The following is a 17695-nucleotide window of genomic DNA, read 5'->3' as shown; positions in this document are numbered from 1 at the left end:
AAAAGCCTCGGCACCCCGACCCGTTACGCGTGCACGTTAGCCGGTCGGGTCGGCAGGCGACCGGTCAACGCCCCGAAGGGCCGACCAATCCTGGGGAAACTCGTCAGCCGGCGATGCGGCGACGGGTGGCGATCAGCTCCCGCAGCCGCTCGCTGCGCACCCGCTGCGGCCGCTCGCGCTGGCGTACCGCCCGGGCGCCCGCCAACTCGGCGAGGAGCTGCTGGCGACGACGGCTGCGCTCGGGGTCGAGCCGCGGAGTGGTCCAGGCCATACCGCCGAGGGTGCCGAGTCCGAGCGGCCACGTCAAGACGGGATTCGCTGCGCAGCCGGCCCGCGACGCAGCGCAGCCGCGAACCGGACGTCGGCGTCGAGAGCTACCAGAGCGGCCAGTCTCCGCTCGACGCCCAGCGGACCGCCACGACGGCGGCGGCGATGCTCCACCCGCCGGCGGTGACGATGGCGATGCCCGTGGCCACCCCCCGATCGCCGGCCCGCACCAGCAGCAGCGCGACCAGCCAGGCCAGCGCGCCGGCCAGCAGCGTCCACCAGGCGTACTCGGGCACGCTGCGGCCCAGCAGGCCGAACAGGACGAGCCAGGCGGTGGCCGCACCGCCGCCCGCGGCGACGCCCGCGCCGGTGACCGGGTGCGGCTCGCGGTAGGTGGGTCGCGACGGCGGCCCGGCCGGGAAGAGCCCCGAGGGGGCGCGCGGCGCCGGGCGGAAGTCCGGTTCCGGCGGGTAGGCGTACCGTCCGGTCGTCACCGACCCCTCCCTCCGCCGTGGACCTCGTCCCACCGTACCGACTCTGTCAGGATGTCCGGATGCCCTCGCCGACGATCGGACGCCGCCGCGCGCGTCCGGCGTACCCGGTCCTGCTGCTGCTCGTGCCGGCGCTGGCCGCCGGTTGCGCGACGAGCCGGCCCGGAACGGCGCCCGGCACTCCCCGGCCGAGCCTGCCGGCCACGGCGGCGCAGCCGACGCCGCCGCCCGCTGCCCCGACCCCCGTCGCCCCGACCGGCCCGTCGGCGGCGCCGACCCGCGCCGGGCTGCCGCACGTCTTCCCGGTACGCGCGGCCGACGTCGCCTACCACCCGACCCACTCGGCCTACCCGGGGACGGACATCTTCGCCGACTGCGGCGAGCCGGTGGTGGCGGTGACCGACGGCGTGATCCTGGAGGTCAGCCGGGTGGACCGGTTCGACCGGCGCGGGCCGCGGGGGCCGCACAACGGCGGGCTGTCGGTCTCGCTGCTCGGCGACGACGGGGTGCGCTACTACGGCTCGCACCTGAGCCGGATCGCCGACGGGATCGACGCCGGGGTGCGGGTGCGCGCCGGGCAGCGGCTCGGCGCGGTCGGCCGGACGGGCAACGCCAACAACGTCTGCCACCTGCACTTCGGCATCTCCCCGCCGTGCACCGGCCGGGACGGGTGGTGGATCCGGCGGGGCGTGGTCTGGCCGGCGCCCTACCTGAACTCGTGGCGGCGCAAGGGCAACCGCGAGCCGGCCGCCGAGGTGTCGGCCTGGCACCGCCGGCACGGCTGCCCGAAGGCCCCGGCGACGACGGGCTGACCCGACCTGGAGGCCCGGCGACGACGGGCTGACCCGGCCCGAAGGCCCTGGCGACGGCGAACTCACCCGGCCCGATGGCCCGGCGAAGGCGGGCTGACCCGGCCCGGAGGCGGGCGGTGACCGGAGCTTGTCTGAGGGCCGCCCGAGGGCCGGGCCGGGCGCGACGATTGTCGGCATCAGCGGTTCACCGCCCGGAAACATTGACGGAAGTCTCGCCGCTGGGCTAGCGTCCGGCGGCAAGAGAGCGCTCTCTGAAGCAACTTTCTTCACAATTCACCCCCGCCGGTCGGCTTCCGTATCCGACCGGCACTCCCGACCGGAGGAACCGTGAAACCTCCCCCGACCCGCCGCAACTGGGCCGTGGCCGCCACCTCCGCCCTGGCCGTCGCGCTCGGCGGCCTGGCCGTCGTCGCCACCACCCCCGCCGAAGCCGCCACCGTCGGCGCCGGCAGTTACACCACCGACCGCGTCGGCCCCCTCCCCACCGGCTGCGGCGACATGACCACCAACCCCCGCCAGTTCGCCACCGCCGACGCCCCCGCCGGGCCGATCCCCACCAACGACTGGTGGTCGTCGCTGCTGTGGAAGCGGACCAACTGCTCCTACAGCGAGCCGCTGCACGCGCACCCCGTCTCCTACCAGCCCTTCGGCGACGGCCTCGGCCTGTCGGCCACCTCCACCCCCACGATCACCGGCACCGCGACCGGGGTCGGCGAGTTCAAGTACGCGTACGCCGAGGACATCCGCGTCGGCGTGGCCGCGCTCGGCGCCCCGGTCGTCAAGGTCGACGGCTGGACCGACTGGACGGTCACGCCCTACTGGAACGACGGCGCCCGCACCATGCGCGCCACCATCGGCCACGGCCTGCCGTTCGCGTACTTCCGCACCAGCGGCGGCGACGCGCTGGTCAACGCCACCGGCGGCAGCGCCACGGTCTGGTCGAACAGCGGCGCCACGATCGGCTTCACCGTCCGGGGACACGACTACGTCGCGTACGCGCCCACCGGCGCCACCTGGACCGTCAACGGCGGGCGGATCACGTCCAGCCTCGCCGGGAAGGGCTACTTCTCGGTCGCCCTGCTGCCCACCACGCCGAGCACCGACGCCGCGTCCCGCGCCGAACTGGCCGCCACCTACGGCCGGTACGCCCACGCCCACGTCACCGGCACCCGCGTCTCGTACGCGTACGACCCGGCGACCAGCACCGTCAACACCACGTACACCTTGACCACGACCGCCCGGGAGGGCACCGCGAACCGGACGGTCGTCAGCCTGTACCCGCACCAGTGGCGGTCGCTGACCGGCGCCACCCCGCTCGCGCTCACCTACCCGTCGGCGCGCGGCCGGATGAAGGTGCTCACCGGCGTGGACGCGTTCCGCACCTCGATGAGGTTCAACGGGGTGCTGCCGGAGGTGCCGGCCGTCGCGACCGGCAACGGCGCGGACCTGAGCACGCTGCGCAGCCACCTGGCGGCCGTCCGGGGCAACCCGATGGACCAGCGCGGCGGCGACACCTACTGGACGGGCAAGGGCCTGGGCCGGGCCGCCCGGATCGCCGAGATCGCCGACCAGGTCGGCGACGCCGAGACCCGTACCGCCGCGCTGAACGCCATCCGGAGCACGCTCACCGACTGGCTCACCGCCTCGCCCGGGGAGACCTCGAAGGTCTTCCACTACGACCGCAACTGGGGAACCCTGATCGGCTACCCGGCGTCGTACGGCTCCGACCAGGAGCTCAACGACCACCACTTCCACTACGGCTACTACATCGCCGCCGCCGCCACGCTGGCCAAGTTCGACCCGGCCTGGGCCCGGCAGGACCAGTACGGCGGCATGATCGACCTGCTGATCCGGGACGCGAACAACTACGACCGCGCCGACAACCGCTTCCCGTACCTGCGCGACTTCGACATCTACGCCGGGCACGACTGGGCCTCCGGGCACGGCTCGTTCCACGCCGGCAACAACCAGGAGTCCTCGTCGGAGGGGATGAACTTCGCCAACGCCCTCATCCAGTGGGGGCAGGCGACCGGCAACACCGCCGTACGGGACGCCGGCATCTTCATCCACACGACCCAGGCCGCGGCGATCCACGAGTACTGGTTCGACGTGACCGGAGAGAACTACCCGGCGGCGTTCGGGCACTCCACGGTCGGCATGGTCTGGGGTGACGGCGGCGCGTACGCCACCTGGTTCAGCGCGGAGCCGGAGATGATCCAGGGCATCAACATGCTCCCGGTCACCGGCGGGCACCTCTACCTCGGGCAGTACCCGGCGTCCAACCGGGCGAACTACCAGGAGCTGGTGCGCAACAACGGCGGCGAGCCGACGGTGTGGCAGGACATCCACTGGCAGTTCCTGGCCCTCGGCGACCCGGACGCCGCGCTGGCGAAGCTGCGCGCGAACCCCGGGTACACGCCGGAGGAGGGCGAGAGCCGGGCGCACACCTTCCACTGGATCCGCAACCTCGCGGCGCTCGGGACGGTGCACACCCCGGTCACGGCCAACCACCCGCTGGCGGCCGTGTTCCAGCGCAACGGCGCCCGCACCTACGTGGCGAGCAACATCACCGCCGCACCGCTGACGGTCACCTTCTCCGACGGCACCCGGCTCGACGTGCCCGCCGGAAAGACGGCGACCAGCGGGGCGTACACCTGGAGCGGCGGCACCGCCACCGGCGGGGTCAGCGGCACGACGCCGCCCACGACCACCCCGCCCACCACGGTCCCGCCCACGACCACCCCACCCACCACGGCTCCGCCGACGACCCCGCCGCCCACCACCCCGCCGCCGGCGGACTTCCCCACCCGGTACCTGCTGCCCAACGGCGGACTGGCCGCGGCCGGCGGCCCGGCGACCGCCACGGTGGCCGGCGCGGGCGGCACCAACCACGACGGAACGCCGCGCAACCCGCAGGTGTTCACCGCGACGGGCCTGGACCTGGCGTACGCCGGCGGACAGACCGCGTTCGACCTGTTCCTCGACGCCGGCACGGCGGTCGGCAACGGGGTGCAGGTACGCGTCTCCTACGACCTGACCGGCAACGGCAGCTGGGAGCGGGTGGAGACCTACCGCTACTTCGCCACCGACCCGGTTCCCGGCTACGAGCGCTACACCCAGCAGAGCGGCCTGCACTCCGCCACCGGCGCCCTCGGCAACCTGTCGAACGGCACGGTGCGGGTGGAGGTCTGGTCGGCGATCGGGAACAACCCGACCACCCTCGGCATCGGCGACAAGTCGCTGGTGAAGCTGCCGCACTCCTGATCCCGTGACCCTCCGCGCCGCCGGTCGTCCGACGACCGGCGGCGCGGAGGCGTATTTTCCTTGGAATGAGCGCCCGGGACCCGATCGCCGACCTCCGTCGGATCGCCTTCCTCCTGGAGCGGGCGAACGAGGCGACCTACCGGGTCCGGGCGTTCCGCTCGGCGGCCACGGCCCTCGCCGCGCTGCCGGCCGGGGAGCTGGCCGAGCGGGCCCGCACCGGCAAGCTCACCGAGCTGTCCGGGGTCGGCGACGTGACCGCCCGCTGCGTCGCCGAGTCGATCGCCGGTGAGGAGCCGGTCTACCTGCGTCGGCTGGTCGCCACCGAGGGCACCGACCTGGACGCGGAGGCCACCGCCCTGCGGACCGCGCTGCGCGGCGACTGCCACACCCACTCCGACTGGTCCGACGGCGGCTCGCCCATCGAGGAGATGGCGCTCGCCGCGGTCGAGCTGGGCCACGAGTACATGGTGCTGACCGACCACTCGCCCCGGCTCAAGGTGGCCCGGGGGCTGACCGCCGACCGGCTTCGCCGCCAGCTCGACCACGTGGCGAAGGTCAACGAGGCGCTGCCGGAGGGCTTCCGGATCCTGACCGGCATCGAGGTGGACATCCTCGCCGACGGGTCGCTGGACCAGGACGAGAAGCTGCTGGCCCGCCTCGACGTGGTCGTCGGCTCGGTGCACAGCGGCCTGAACGACGATCGGGCCAGGATGACCCGCCGGATGCTGACCGCGATCGCGAACCCGCACCTGGACATCCTCGGGCACTGCACCGGGCGGATGGTGTCGTCCCGGCCGGCCGGGGTGAAGGGGCCGGGCGACCGGGCGCACCGGCCGCGTACGCGGGCGGAGAGCGACTTCGACGCGGACGCCGTCTTCGCCGCGTGCGCCGAGCGGGGCGTGGCCGTCGAGATAAACTCGCGGCCGGAGCGGCAGGACCCGCCGAAGCGGCTGATCCGTCGGGCGCTGGAGGCCGGCTGCCAGTTCGCCGTCAACACCGACGCGCACGCGCCCGGCCAGCTCGACTGGCAGCGCTTCGGCTGCGAGCGCGCCGCCCGCTGCGGCGTGCCCGCCGACCGGGTGGTCAACACCTGGGACGCCGACCGGCTGGTCGACTGGGCGCGCGGGCACGCGGCGGCCTGACGGCGACCCGTCGGACGGCGCGCCTACGGGAAGGCGTGGCGGGATGCGCGGGCAAGGGTGCCGCCTCGGGCCGGGGACCGCTCAGCGACGGGCGGCGACCGGCGCGGGGGCGGGGACGTCGTCGGCCGGGGCGGGCCTGCGCCGGCCGAACACGCCCTGCGAGACGGCGACGCCGAGCAGGACGACAAGCGCGCCGACCGGCTGGTGCCAGGTGAGTCGCTCGCCGAGGACGACGGCGCCGATCAGCACCGCGAAGATCGGGATCAGGTAGGTCACGGCGGAGGCGGTGCTCGCCCCGGCGACCCGGATGTTGCGCATGTTGATGACGAACGCGAGGCCCGTGCCGAGCGCGCCGAGCGCCAGCACGCAGGCGAACACCTCGGCCGACAGGCCGGTCGGCGACGGCGGCGCCCCGGCGACGAACGGCGCGACGACCGCGAGCTGGGCGGCCGCGATCAGCAGCTGCGCCGCCGAGAGCGAGAGCCCGGAGTGCGCGCTGCCGGCCACGAACTTCTTCTGGTAGGGGATGGCGACGCCGTAGCAGGCGGCCGCGCCGAAGCACATCAGCTGCCCGACGAAGTGCGCCCCGCCGACGCCCTTCCAGACGCCGAGCACCACCAGCACGCCGACGAAGCCGAGCGCCAGCCCGACCGCTCGGCGCGCGGTCAGCCGCTCGGTGCGGAACACCAGCACCGCCAGCGGCAGCACGATGATCGGGGTGGTCGCGTTCCAGATGCCGGCGAGCATCGACTCGACCCGCTGCTCCCCGTAGCCGAAGAGCGTGAACGGCACGGCGACGCCGAACGCGGCGACCACGGTCAGGTGCGCCCAGACCCGGGGCTCGGCGGGGAGGCGTTCCCGCAGGACGGCGAGCATCACCAGCAGCGTCAGCGCGCCGGCGCAGACGCGGTAGAGGGTGAGGTGCAGCGGGTGCAGCTCCTCGATGCCGACCTTGATGAAGAGGAAGCTGGAGCCCCAGATCGCGGCCAGCGCGACGAACCCGGGCAGCCAGCTCCGCAACGCCACCCGGTCAGGAGTCAAGTCCGCTGTCACCCCTGACACTCTGCCGCAGCCGTACGACAATGTCTCGCGCCCTTTCTGCCGCCGTGTCGACCACCACAGCCGCCGTCCCACGGCTCGGGATCAGGCGCCGGGGCGTCGCCGCCGGGGGGCGGGAAGGGCGCGCCCGGGCCGGTCCGGTCCCGGCTTCCGCGACGGCTGCCCTGAACACCGCAAACACGCGCGACAACGCGGCCGCCGCGTCGCGTAGGGTCGCAGCGTGGGACGAATCGATGACCTCGCCAACCGGTACGTGGCCGACTGGGCGCCGCTGAGCCCGACCGGCGCCACCTACGTCGGCATCGCCGGCTACGACGACCAGCTCGACGACCTGTCGCCCGACGGGTACGCGGCCAAGGCCGACCTGATCCGCCGCACCCTGGCCGACCTGGACGTGACCGAGCCGGAATCCGAGTCGGAGCGGATCGCCAAGGACGCCATGCAGGAACGGCTGGGCCTGGACCTCGCCCGCCACGAGGCCGGCGAGACGGCCAGCGAGGTCAACGTGATCGCCAGCGGCCTGCACGAGGTGCGCATGGTGTTCGACCTGATGCCGACCGAGGGCGACGACGCCCGGGCCAACATCGCCGCCCGGCTCAACGGCTTCGCGGGCGCGCTGGAGGGCTACAAGACGACGCTGCGCGAGGCGGCCGCCGCCGGTCACGTCAGCTCGCGGGTGCAGCTGGTCGAGGTGGCCAAGCAGTGCGACATCTGGACCGACCCGGACGGCGACGACTTCTTCCACGGGCTGGTCGAGCGGCTGGGCGCCGACGGCACCCTCGGCGCGGAGCTGCGCCGGGGCGCGGCGGCGGCGACCGCGGCGACCGCCGAGTTCGGGCAGTTCCTCCGCACCGAACTGGCCCCGTTGGGCCGGGAGAAGCAGGCCGCCGGCCGCGAGCGCTACGAGCTGGCCTCGCAGTACTTCCTCGGCGCCAGGGTGGACCTCGACGAGACGTACGCCTGGGGCTTCGAGGAGCTGGCCCGGCTGGAGGCCGACATGCGGGCGGTGGCCGCCCGGATCGTCGGGCCCGGCGCGACCGTCGACGAGGCGGTCGCGGCGCTGGACGCCGACCCGGCCCGGACCATCCAGGGCAAGGAGGCGTTCCGGGACTGGATGCAGACGCTCGCCGACAAGGCGATCAGCGACCTGCACGGCACCCACTTCGACATCCCGGAGCAGGTGCGTCGGATCGAGTGCTGCCTCGCCCCGACCAGCGACGGCGCGATCTACTACACCGGCCCGAGCGAGGACTTCTCCCGCCCCGGGCGGATGTGGTGGGCGGTGCCGCAGGGCGTCACCGACTTCTCCACCTGGCGTGAGGTGACCACGGTCTACCACGAGGGCGTGCCGGGCCACCACCTCCAGGTCGCCCAGACCGCCGTCCGGGCCGAACTGCTCAACCGCTGGCAGCGGCTGCTCTGCTGGGTCTCCGGGCACGGCGAGGGCTGGGCGCTCTACTCGGAGCGGCTGATGGACGAGCTGGGCTACCTCGACGACCCCGGCGACAAGCTCGGCATGCTCGACGGGCAGGCGTTCCGGGCCGCCCGCGTGATCGTCGACATCGGCATGCACCTGGAGCTGGAGATCCCCCGGGACAACCCGTTCGGCTTCCACCCGGGCGAGCGCTGGACGCCGGAGCTGGGCTGGGAGTTCATGCGCGCGCACTGCCGGGTGCCCGACGAGAACCTGCGCTTCGAGCTGAACCGTTACCTCGGCTGGCCGGGGCAGGCCCCCTCCTACAAGGTGGGCGAGCGGATCTGGCTCCAGGCCCGCGACGAGGCGAAGGCCCGCAAGGGCGCCGACTTCGACCTCAAGGAGTTCCACCGCCAGGCGCTCGACCTGGGCTCGCTCGGGCTCGACCCGCTGCGCAAGGCGCTCGCCCGAATCTGAGGGGCGGTGCGGGGCCGGAGGGACACCGGCCCCGCACCTGGATCCCACCATCTGTTACCGACGGGTAACGAATGTGCCGATGATGCTGCCCCGCTGCCGCACGCCTCACAAGGCCTCGATTACCGGGCGGTAACGCCGGAGGCGGTCGCCGAGCCGACGCCGTGACCGACGGTAGATGAATGCGGGCCCGGGATTGGCCGATAAAATCCGCGAAAGCGGACAGTCGAGCCAGGCATTCGTCACTCTCGGCAACCAGGTCATCGATGAGTCACGATTGAATAACGAAGCCGGAACCGGCCGCGTCGAAGGCCGGCAGAACGACGAAGGGGTGGACCGGCCGGTCCACCCCTTCGCTCGCGGTCAGCGCCGCTCCACCTCGCCGGTCGCCGGGCGCTGGCCCGGCACCGCCGGGTTGGCGACGGTCGGCTGCTCGGCGGTGTCGTACGCCGCCGGCTGGTCCGTCCAGGTCGGCGTCGAGTCCGCGTCCGCCCGGTGCCGCGCCTCGACCGCCGACGCGGCACCCCGCCGGGCCACCAGCAGGCCGGCCGCGGCCAGCACCAGACCGAGCAGCGCCAGCCCGATCGGGACGTACACCCCGACGATGCTCAGCTTCTGCCGGTTGTCCTCGGCCCGCTTGGCGGAGGCGGTGATGGTCTCGTCGTTGTACGAGAAGTCCGCGTCCAGCAGCGTCGTCGGCGCCCCGACGTCCGGCACCAGGGTCTTGCGCTGCACCTCGCGCACCTTGAGGAACACGCCGGTCACCGGGTCGATCCAGACGGTCCGGGTGTTGCTGTAGAGGACCTTGCCGGTGCTCGCGCCCGGCGCCAGCGCGCCGAGCAGCAGCTTCACCCGCTCCTCCGCCAGCTTCTGCGGCTCCTCGGTGATCACCTGCTCGTAGCGGTAGGACTCGATGCCCTTGATGACCTCGGTGCCCTTGAACTCGGCCGGACGGACGTCCCGCACGTCGCGGTCGTAGATCTGGTAGGTCTTCTTCTCCGCGCCGAAGGGGAACTTGTACATCTGGCCGGAGAACTGCACCTTCTCCCGCGTGCCGGTGTCGTCGAGGTACTGGTCGTTCCACTCCACGGCGGCGCCGGAGACCCGGTCGAGCGCCAGCGCCAGCCCGTACGCGCTGACCAGTTCCTTGGTGTCCGTCCGCTCGACGGTCTGGCCGACCTGCCAGACGACGGCCTTGCCGTCGAGGTCACCGGAGAGGTCGTCGGTCGTCTTCGCGTCGGGCGAGACGCGAATGGTCGACTTCAGGTCGGCACGGTTGATCGCGATGTTGCCGTTGGTGATCTGGAGGAAGGTCGCACCCTTCGCCTCGGCAACCGAGGTCGACGCCTCCAGATCGTAGGGCAGCTTCGCCACCGCGGGCTTGACCACGAGCACGAGCCCGGCGGCCAGCGCCAGGAGCAGTATGCCGCCGCCAAACAGCACGGCACCTATGGCGCGGTGCTTCATCTTCTTCCTCCCCGGAGGAGTTGAGTTTCGCCGCTGTCGATGAGGGATGGCCGCGAGGTTACTACCTAGTCACTTAGCACCGCGACCCCCCGGTCAGCTCTGTTTTTTCCGCCGCGCCGGCCGGTCGCGTCCCCACGCGACGCAGGACGAGCAGAAAGTTCCAGGCCGCGACCTCCCGGATGCCGGGAAGCCGGATGACCCACCGCCCCCACCACGGGTGGTAACGGGGCAGTGCGTCCAGCACCTCGACGTCGGCGTTGCCCCTGGCCCAGCGCAGCGTGTCGGCGATCGAGGTCGGGAAGAGCGTCTCCCGGAACCGGTTCTTCGGGGGGCGGCCGTTGCGGCGCTGGTAGCGCCGCCGGGCCCGGTCGCCGCCGAGGTAGTGCCACGGCGCGGTCTCGTGCCCGCCCCACGGCGAGAACCAGGGCGTGAAGGACACGAAGAGCACGCCGCCCGGGCGCGTCACCCGGACCATCTCGTCGAGCATCCGGGCGGGCTCCGAGACGTGCTCCAGCACGTTGGACGAGAACGCCACGTCCACCGCGCCGGAGCGGACCGGCAGGGCGGTGCCGCTGCCGCGGAGCATGCCGGCGACCGAGTCCCCGGCCGCCGAGAAGTCCCCCACGTCGGGGTCGAGCCCCACGTAGTGCGCCCCGGCCGCGCGGAAGGCCGCCGCGAAGTAGCCCGGGCCGCCGCCCACGTCGAGCACGGTCCGCCCGGCGAGCGGCGTGTAGCCAGCGACCTGGCGGACGGAGTCCTCGGCCAGCAGCCCGTAGAAGTGGTCCGGGTCCGTCTGCTCGACCAGGAAGGCCCGGAACAGGGCCACCGACCGGCCCAGCGTGGCGAACCTGCGGCGGGCCGCCGGCCCACCGGCCTCCTCGAATGCTGCGCTCATCGCGCCACCGTCCCGTCGTCGTCCCGATCCGTGGTCCCGGCCGGCGGCCCCGCGTCCGGGCCCGGCGGCACATCTCGCGCATCCGACGCGCGGGCCGCCCCCGTCCCCACGCCGGGCCTCGCCGCCGGCGCCCCGTCCCCGCCGACCGGCCCGGCGGCGGGTCCGGCGGGTCCGGCGGGTCCGGCGGGTCCGGCGGGTCCGGCGGGTCCGGCGGGTCCGGCGGGTCCGGCGGGTCCGGTGTCGGTCGGTCCGGTGACGGTGTCGGTCGATCGGGCGGCGGTACCGGCGGGTCCGGTGTCGGTCGATCCGGTGGCGGCGCCGGTCGGTCCGGTGGCCGGTTCGGCGGGCGCGGCACCGGGAGCCGGTAGCACCGCGGCGACGACCGCCCCGACGGCGACGAGCATCGCGCCCTGCGCCCACGGGCCGTACGCCCAGTCCTGGCCGTGGCCCTGGAGCCGGCCGGCCACCGCCGTCATCGTCGCGACGGTGAGCGCGCCGAACACCACCACCGGAAGCGCCCGGCGGGCGAACTGCCGCAGCAACATCGCGGCCAGCACGATCGCGACCGGCAGCACCCCGCCCAGCGCGGCGAGCAACACCACCAGCAGCACGCCGGCGACCCAGGCGGGACCCTCGGCCGGGAGTGGACCGGGCGCGTCCGGCACCGCGCCGGCCGCCGCGCGCCGCCGCACCGGCAGCAGCGCCAGCAGCAGCACCCCGAGCGCCGTCACCGCCCCGGCCGCCAGCCCGCCCCGGTACGTCCGGTCCGGCGCGAACGTCAGCCGGACCTCGCCGGCCGCGCCGGCGGGCAGCACCCACGCCTGCTGCCACCCGTCGACCCGCGTGGCGGCGAGGGACCGACCGTCCAGGGTCGCCGCCCAGCCGGCGTTCGCGTTCTCCGGTACCACCAGCAACGCCTCGCCGCCGGCGGCGACCCGCACCCGCCGGTCCGTCGGGTTCCAGTCGAGCACGCTCACCTCGCGGTGCCGGGGCGCGGCTGCCGCCGCCTCCGGGCGCAGCGCGGCGTCCTGCACGAGGAAGCCGGCCGACGGCGAGGTCGCCAGGCGGTGCCCGCCGGCCTTCAGGTCCACCACCGCGCCGGTGGCGCCGCAGACGGTGACCGGCAGCGGTCGACCGGTGAGCAGGTCGGCGAGGGTGCCGGCGACGGACGTGTCGTAGCGGAGCCCGTCCAGCTCGACGACGGGCCCGGAGCCGCACCGCTCGACCACGCGCGTCGCGCCGGCGACCGGCCGGAGCAGGTCCTTCAGCCCGGGAATCTCCACCTCGGCGATGCCGGCCGTCGCCGTCCACCCGTTGCCCCGCCGGTCCGCCACCCGCTCGTCGGACTCCCGCACCACGATCTCGATCCGGTCCGTCCGCACCGCCGGGAAGCGGACCACGCCGTCCGCGCCGACCGGCAGCACCCGGCTGGCGCCCGGGGTGCGGACCTCCACCGAACGCGGCAGCGAGCCGACCGGCAGCTCCGCGGGACGCAGCCGCAGCTGGGCGATCCGGCGCGGCTCCGACCAGCTCAGCCGCAGGGTGGGCCGCAGGTCGCCGGTGTCGGCGAGCCAGGCCGTGCCCGGGTCGCCGTCGACCGCCGCGAACGCGGCCACGGCGGGGTCACCGGCCAGGTGGGACGAGGCGGCGGCCCGGACCGGCACGCCGGACAGCGACCACTGCCCGCCCGGCCGGGGCACGGCGGTGAGGGCCAGCCGGAACGTGCCCGGCGCCTCGCTCTGGAACACCCGGTCCACCCCGAGCGGTTCCTCGCCGACCCGGGCCAGGAACCGGTCGCACCGGATCACCGTCCCGGCGGGCCGCAGGCCGGAGCCGGTGGCCGGCGCGGCGTCCGACCCGGAGCCGGCGGCGACCGGGAAGCAGGCGGGCCGGTCGGCCGGCCCTCGGCTGAACGACCAGGCGACCGGGCCGGCGAAGCCGGTCGGGGTGTCGGCGGGAACGCGCAGCGCCCGGCGCGGATCGGTGCCGTCGATGTCGAGCTGGCGGATCCCGACTCCCCCGTCGAGGCGCTCGCCGGCCACCGCCAGCACCGTGATCCGCACCCGGCTGGTGGAGCCCGGCAGCGTGTAGTACGGGTGTGCGCCCAGCGACCGGGCGACCTCGTGGTCGACCGAGCCGCGGTCCGTGGTGACCCGGAAGCGCGTCACCGGCCACCCCACCCCGAGGTCGTCGACGAAGGCGAGCGTCACGCTCGACACCTCGCGGGGCGTGTCCAGGTCGACCTGGAGCCACTGCCCGACGGGCCCGGCCAGGGGCGCCGAATGCCAGGCCGTGCGCTCGTCGCCGTCGATCGCGGCGAAGGGCAGGTGCGACGGGTCGGCCGGGGCGAAGCTGTCCACGAAGCTGAGCGCGCTGGAGGCGGTGACCTCGCGTACGCCCTGGTAGGTGGCGACCGTCTGGTGCTGGTCGCCGGGGAACGGCAGCAGGTCCAGGGCGACCCGGCCCTGCCGGCTCGCCTCGACCGCGGTCAACGTCTGGCTGAGGTTGTCCCGCACCCGGCCGATGTCGCGCTCGCGGCGGCGCAGCCCGTCGGTCACGATCCACGACTCGTCGCCGGCGCCGTCGCGGAAGCCGGCCCGGTCGCCGGCCAGCACCACCGGGCGGTCCCGCTCCACCAGCCCCTGCTCCAGCAGCGGCAGCAGCGACTCCGGCCCGCCGCTGACCGTCGGCACGTCGGCGGTGAGGACCGCCGAGGCGGCCGGCACGGGACGCCGCACCTCGTACACCTCGATCGCCGGCAGCGGACCGGCGACCTCGTCGACGGGGCTGCCCGGCGTGCGGCCGAAGGTGGTGGTGCTGCCGAAGGTCGCCACCCGCGCGATCCCCGGCGACCCGGCGAGCGCCCGGCGCAGCGCCGCCACCGGCGGCGCGTCCACCTGCGTGCGGTCGATGTCGTTGCGCAGCAGCAGGTGCCGGAACCCGGAGCGGGCCAGGAAGTCGGCGAGGCCGGCCGAACCCCGGCCGTGGGCCAGGACGGACTCGACGGTGTCCATCATCCGGGTGTTGCCGGCCGAGCCCAGCGGGACCTGGTGGCGCACCGCCCAGGGCGCCCCGGCCAGGGCCTGGAGCGGCTCGTCGACGGAACGCCCCCACTCGTACTGGCCGAAGCCGGAGCCCGGGACCATCAGGGTCCGGGCGAACGCGTCCCGGTCCGCCAGCCAGGTCGCCGCCGCCCGCCAGTGCGGCGGCAGGTCCGACCAGCCCGGCCCGGGCCGCAACTGGCCCAGCCAGGCCGGCGCGGCGGCCCCCAGCACCAGCAGCAGCACCGGCACCAACATCAGCGGGCGCAGCCGCAGGCTCGGGCGGCGCCGGACGCCGGCCCGGTGCAGCCGGGAGATCCACGCGTCGACGCCGTGCGCGAAGCCGAGCATCAGCGGCAGCCGCAGCACCGGGTCCAGCTTGTGCACGTTGCGGAACGGCGCCAGCGGGCCGTCCAGCAGGTCCCGCACCTGCGCGGAGATCGGGCTGTCCAGGCTGCCGACGTAGCCGATGGTGAGCAGGGTCAGCCCGGTGAGGAAGCCCAGCACCAGGAAGCGGCGCTCGGGCAGCAGGTTGCCGGCCAGCCCGGCCAGGCCGACGAGCGCGACCACGGCGGTGAGCGTCATCAGCACCGGGTTGTCGATCAGCAGCCAGCCCGCCGGCCACCACGGGTCGCCCTGCACGATGTACGCGACCCACTGGTTGGTGCCGCGCACCGCCTGGAACAGCGACGCCACCGCCGTCGTGGTGGTGGACGACTCGATGTAGTCGAGGAACGGCAGGCTGTACTCGCCGAGCAGCAGCAGCGGGACGATCCACCAGAGACAGACCCCGACGACGCAGAGGCACCACCAGGCCACCAGCCGCCGGTGCTCCCGGTCCCAGCGGCGGGTGAGCAGCCAGACCCCGGGCAGCAGCAGGGCGAGCAGCACCACCGCCGCGTTGATCCCGCCCATCCCGAGCACGGCCAGCGCGGAGAGCGCGGCGGCCCTTCTCGGCGACCCGATGCGGCGCACCAGGACCAGCGGCAACAGCACCCAGGGCAGCATCGCTGCGGAGAGCGTCTCGGAGGAGAGCGCCCCGATCTCGGTGAGCATCCGGGGGGCCAACGCGTAGGCGAGGGCGGCGGCGTACCGGGTCGGCTCGGTGCCGATGCCCAGCGCCCGGGCCAGCCGCAGCAGGCCGTAGAACGCGGCGGCGAGCAGCAGCGCGGTCCACACCCGCTGGGTGATCCACGGCGGTACGCCCAGCAGTTGCCCCCCGGCGAAGAACGGCCCCATCGGGAACAGGTAGCCGTACGCCTGGTTCTGCAGCTCCCCCGAAGTGGCCTCGGGGTTCCACAGGTGCAGCGACCGGGCCATGAAGTGCACCGGGTTCGCCGCGAGGTCGAGCTTGGTGTCGAAGGTGACCTGCCCGGGCCGCTGGACGAACGCGATCGCGGTGAGCAGCAGCAGCGACAGGGCCGTGCCGGGCGCCTCGCGGACCGAGCGCGCGAACCGGCGTACCAGCGTCACCGCCGGCACTCCGGGGGCAGGCAGCTCAGGTCGGCGAGCGCGGAGAAGAAGATCTGCCGGATGCCGCTGGGCTGCTCGGTGCGGAACACCTGCCCGCCGGTGACCTTGGTGATCATCTTCAGCTCGTCCGGGTCGACGTCCTTGCCGAGCCCGATGAAGACGATCGGCAGCGGTCGGCGCGGGTCCTGCAACTCGGCCAGCTCGGCCAGCAGCCGGGACCGGCCGATGCTGTCGCCGTCCTCGTCCCGCCCGTCGGTCATGATCAGCACCAGGTTGATCCGCCCGGGCGTCCAGTGCCGTCGGCCGTTCTGGTACGCGGCCAGCGTCGTGTCGTAGAGCCCGGTGCCGCCCTGGGGCTTCACCCGTACGGCGGCCAACTGCTCGGCCAACCGCTCCCGCTGCGCGCCCAGCGGGCCGACGGGCAGGACCTCCCGGTGGTCCCGGTCGCCGTCGACCTTCGTGGAGAAGACCCACACCCCGAGTTCGGTGTTGTCGAGCAGCAGGCCGGAGCCCTCCCGGGCCGCCTTGAGCGTGGCACCGAGCCGGGTCTCGTCGGAGCCGGGCACCTGGGCCGCCATCGAACCGGAGACGTCCAGCACGGTGAGGATGCGGGCGCTGCGCTGCACGCCGCTCCAGCCGGTCAGCGCGTCGGTGACGGCCTCGTCGGCGGGCAGCGGGGCCGGTTCGCGTACCTCCGGCGAGAGCCGGCCGTCCCGGGGCACCGCCGGCGGGAACCCGGCCGCGGTGCGGAAGCCGTACCTGGTCAGGGTGTCCCGGGCCTCGACGGTGAGCAGGCTGGTCAGGAGGCCGGCGGCGGCGTCGCGGACCGGGCCGCGGGCGGCGGGCAGCACCGCGTACGGCAGATCCAGCGCGGGGACGGCGACCTCCGGGTACGCCGCGACCAGCTTGTCGCCGGTGGCCAGCGCGTTGTAACCGAGCACGGTCTGCTCGCTGACCGCCACGGCGTCGGACTTGCGCGGCAGGCCCGAACCGGCCGGCAGGGCCCCGCCGGGGCCGGGGGTGAACGTCCGGTTCGCCAGCCGGCGCAGCACCGCCGCCGCCGACGCGGCGGGGTTCCGTTCCCCTGCGGCCAGGCCGCGCACCCCGAGCACCGCCCCGACGCCGGCCGGATCGGCGGCGGGGTCGGGCAGTCCCACCGAGACGGAACGCGCCGCGGGGCCGATCAGGGCACGCCAGGTCAGCGGCTTCGCCGGCCATCCCAGCCGGCGCGCCGCCGGCTCGGTGACCGCCAGCACGACCGGCGTGCTCGCCACCGACGTGCCCTGCGACGGCACCTCGAACGCGCCGGCGTCGCGGGCCCGGCGCAGCCAGAACGTGGACTCCGGCACCCAGGCGTCGGCGGCGTCCACGCCCTTGGCCAGTTCCGCGGCGACGGTGGCGGACTCCCGGGCCTCGACCGCGATCGACACGCAGGGCCGGCTGCCGAAGCTGGCCCGGACGATCCGGTCCAGGGCCGGCGCGACCACCGGAGCCGCGGCGACCCGGAGCCGGACCCGCTCCTGGCACTCCGGGGTGCCCCGGTCGGACCGCACGTACGCCACCGCGGCCCACCCGGCCAGCAGCAGCGCGAGCGCCGCACTGAGCAGCACCACCGGCGACAGCCGGAAGAGGCGCCGCACCGCGGAAGCGTCACGCAGCACGCCCGTCACCTCCTCGTCATCGCCGGATCGGGGGGGCGTCCGGCAGCAGCGGGCACCGCGTCGCGCCGGGCGACGCCGGCTACCGTACGCGGTCGCGCTGCACACCCTGCCAAGGTTTCCCGCCGCCGGCAAACCCCTGGCGATCGGCCGTGACCGAACCGCCGCCGACGCGGCGACCCATTGCGAATGTGACCCACGTCGCCCTAGGGTGGCGCGAATCCGCTTCATTACTCGC

The 17695-nt window shown here is 74.5% G+C and carries 11 protein-coding genes; 4 read left to right on the top strand and 7 right to left on the bottom strand.

The window, feature by feature from the left end; translation table 11 throughout:
• Positions 1-103 precede the first annotated feature (103 nt).
• On the bottom strand, positions 104-271 hold the full coding sequence (locus GA0070606_RS32575) for a hypothetical protein (RefSeq protein ID WP_176737346.1): 168 nt from the start codon (positions 269-271) through the stop codon (positions 104-106).
• Between the two features lie 103 nt (positions 272-374).
• Positions 375-761, bottom strand: a complete 387-nt coding sequence (locus GA0070606_RS17310) for a hypothetical protein (protein WP_091101133.1) — start codon at positions 759-761, stop codon at positions 375-377.
• A gap of 59 nt (positions 762-820) precedes the next feature.
• Here GA0070606_RS17310 and GA0070606_RS17305 point away from each other — a divergent pair, with 59 nt between their 5' ends.
• The 3 genes from GA0070606_RS17305 (at position 821) to GA0070606_RS17295 (ending at position 5976) form a co-directional block, all read left to right on the top strand.
• On the top strand, positions 821-1570 hold the full coding sequence (locus tag GA0070606_RS17305; RefSeq protein ID WP_091101130.1) for a M23 family metallopeptidase: 750 nt from the start codon (positions 821-823) through the stop codon (positions 1568-1570).
• Positions 1571-1897: 327 nt separating this feature from the next.
• Positions 1898-4834, top strand: a complete 2937-nt coding sequence (locus tag GA0070606_RS17300; protein ID WP_091101127.1) for a glycosyl hydrolase — start codon at positions 1898-1900, stop codon at positions 4832-4834.
• A 65-nt stretch (positions 4835-4899) separates the two neighbouring features.
• The gene (locus GA0070606_RS17295; RefSeq protein WP_091101123.1) at positions 4900-5976 is read left to right on the top strand and encodes a PHP domain-containing protein; all 1077 of its coding nucleotides are present in this window, start codon (positions 4900-4902) and stop codon (positions 5974-5976) included.
• Between the two features lie 81 nt (positions 5977-6057).
• On the opposite strand, the gene GA0070606_RS17290 is transcribed toward GA0070606_RS17295, so the two are convergent.
• A complete protein-coding gene (locus tag GA0070606_RS17290; RefSeq protein ID WP_091101119.1) occupies positions 6058-7029 on the bottom strand; it encodes a DMT family transporter in 972 nt (323 codons plus the stop codon).
• A 226-nt stretch (positions 7030-7255) separates the two neighbouring features.
• Between GA0070606_RS17290 and GA0070606_RS17285 the strand changes: the two genes are divergently transcribed.
• Entirely contained in the window at positions 7256-8926 is a 1671-nt protein-coding gene (locus GA0070606_RS17285; protein WP_091101115.1) for a DUF885 domain-containing protein, read from the top strand.
• Between the two features lie 360 nt (positions 8927-9286).
• Here GA0070606_RS17285 and pgfA read toward each other — a convergent pair whose 3' ends face one another.
• From pgfA to GA0070606_RS32025, 4 genes are all read right to left on the bottom strand, one after another.
• Positions 9287-10390 carry a cell envelope lipid trafficking protein PgfA gene (gene pgfA, locus GA0070606_RS17280; RefSeq protein WP_091101112.1) on the bottom strand — a complete coding sequence of 368 codons (1104 nt, stop codon included), beginning with the start codon at positions 10388-10390 and terminating at the stop codon, positions 9287-9289.
• Between the two features lie 73 nt (positions 10391-10463).
• Complete coding sequence (locus GA0070606_RS17275) at positions 10464-11285, bottom strand: class I SAM-dependent methyltransferase (protein WP_091101109.1); 822 nt, start codon at positions 11283-11285, stop codon at positions 10464-10466.
• Complete coding sequence (locus GA0070606_RS33725) at positions 11282-15799, bottom strand: alpha-(1->3)-arabinofuranosyltransferase (RefSeq protein ID WP_281190662.1); 4518 nt, start codon at positions 15797-15799, stop codon at positions 11282-11284. The genes GA0070606_RS17275 and GA0070606_RS33725 overlap by 4 nt, the downstream gene beginning before the upstream one ends.
• The gene (locus GA0070606_RS32025; RefSeq protein WP_176737345.1) at positions 15796-17460 is read right to left on the bottom strand and encodes a substrate-binding and VWA domain-containing protein; all 1665 of its coding nucleotides are present in this window, start codon (positions 17458-17460) and stop codon (positions 15796-15798) included. The genes GA0070606_RS33725 and GA0070606_RS32025 overlap by 4 nt, the downstream gene beginning before the upstream one ends.
• Between the last annotated feature and the right edge of the window lie 235 nt (positions 17461-17695).

The organism is Micromonospora citrea, from assembly GCF_900090315.1.
GTDB classification, from domain to species: domain Bacteria; phylum Actinomycetota; class Actinomycetes; order Mycobacteriales; family Micromonosporaceae; genus Micromonospora; species Micromonospora citrea.
This window is presented reverse-complemented; position numbering and strand designations above follow the sequence as displayed.

Bases quoted from the DNA above. Each gene is read 5' to 3' on its own strand.
- GA0070606_RS32575 (WP_176737346.1), bottom strand. From the start codon at position 271: ATGGCCTGGACCACTCCGCGGCTCGACCCCGAGCGCAGCCGTCGTCGC.
- GA0070606_RS17305 (WP_091101130.1), top strand. From the start codon at position 821: ATGCCCTCGCCGACGATCGGACGCCGCCGCGCGCGTCCGGCGTACCCG.
- GA0070606_RS17295 (WP_091101123.1), top strand. From the start codon at position 4,900: ATGAGCGCCCGGGACCCGATCGCCGACCTCCGTCGGATCGCCTTCCTC.
- pgfA (WP_091101112.1), bottom strand. From the start codon at position 10,390: ATGAAGCACCGCGCCATAGGTGCCGTGCTGTTTGGCGGCGGCATACTG.
- GA0070606_RS17275 (WP_091101109.1), bottom strand. From the start codon at position 11,285: ATGAGCGCAGCATTCGAGGAGGCCGGTGGGCCGGCGGCCCGCCGCAGG.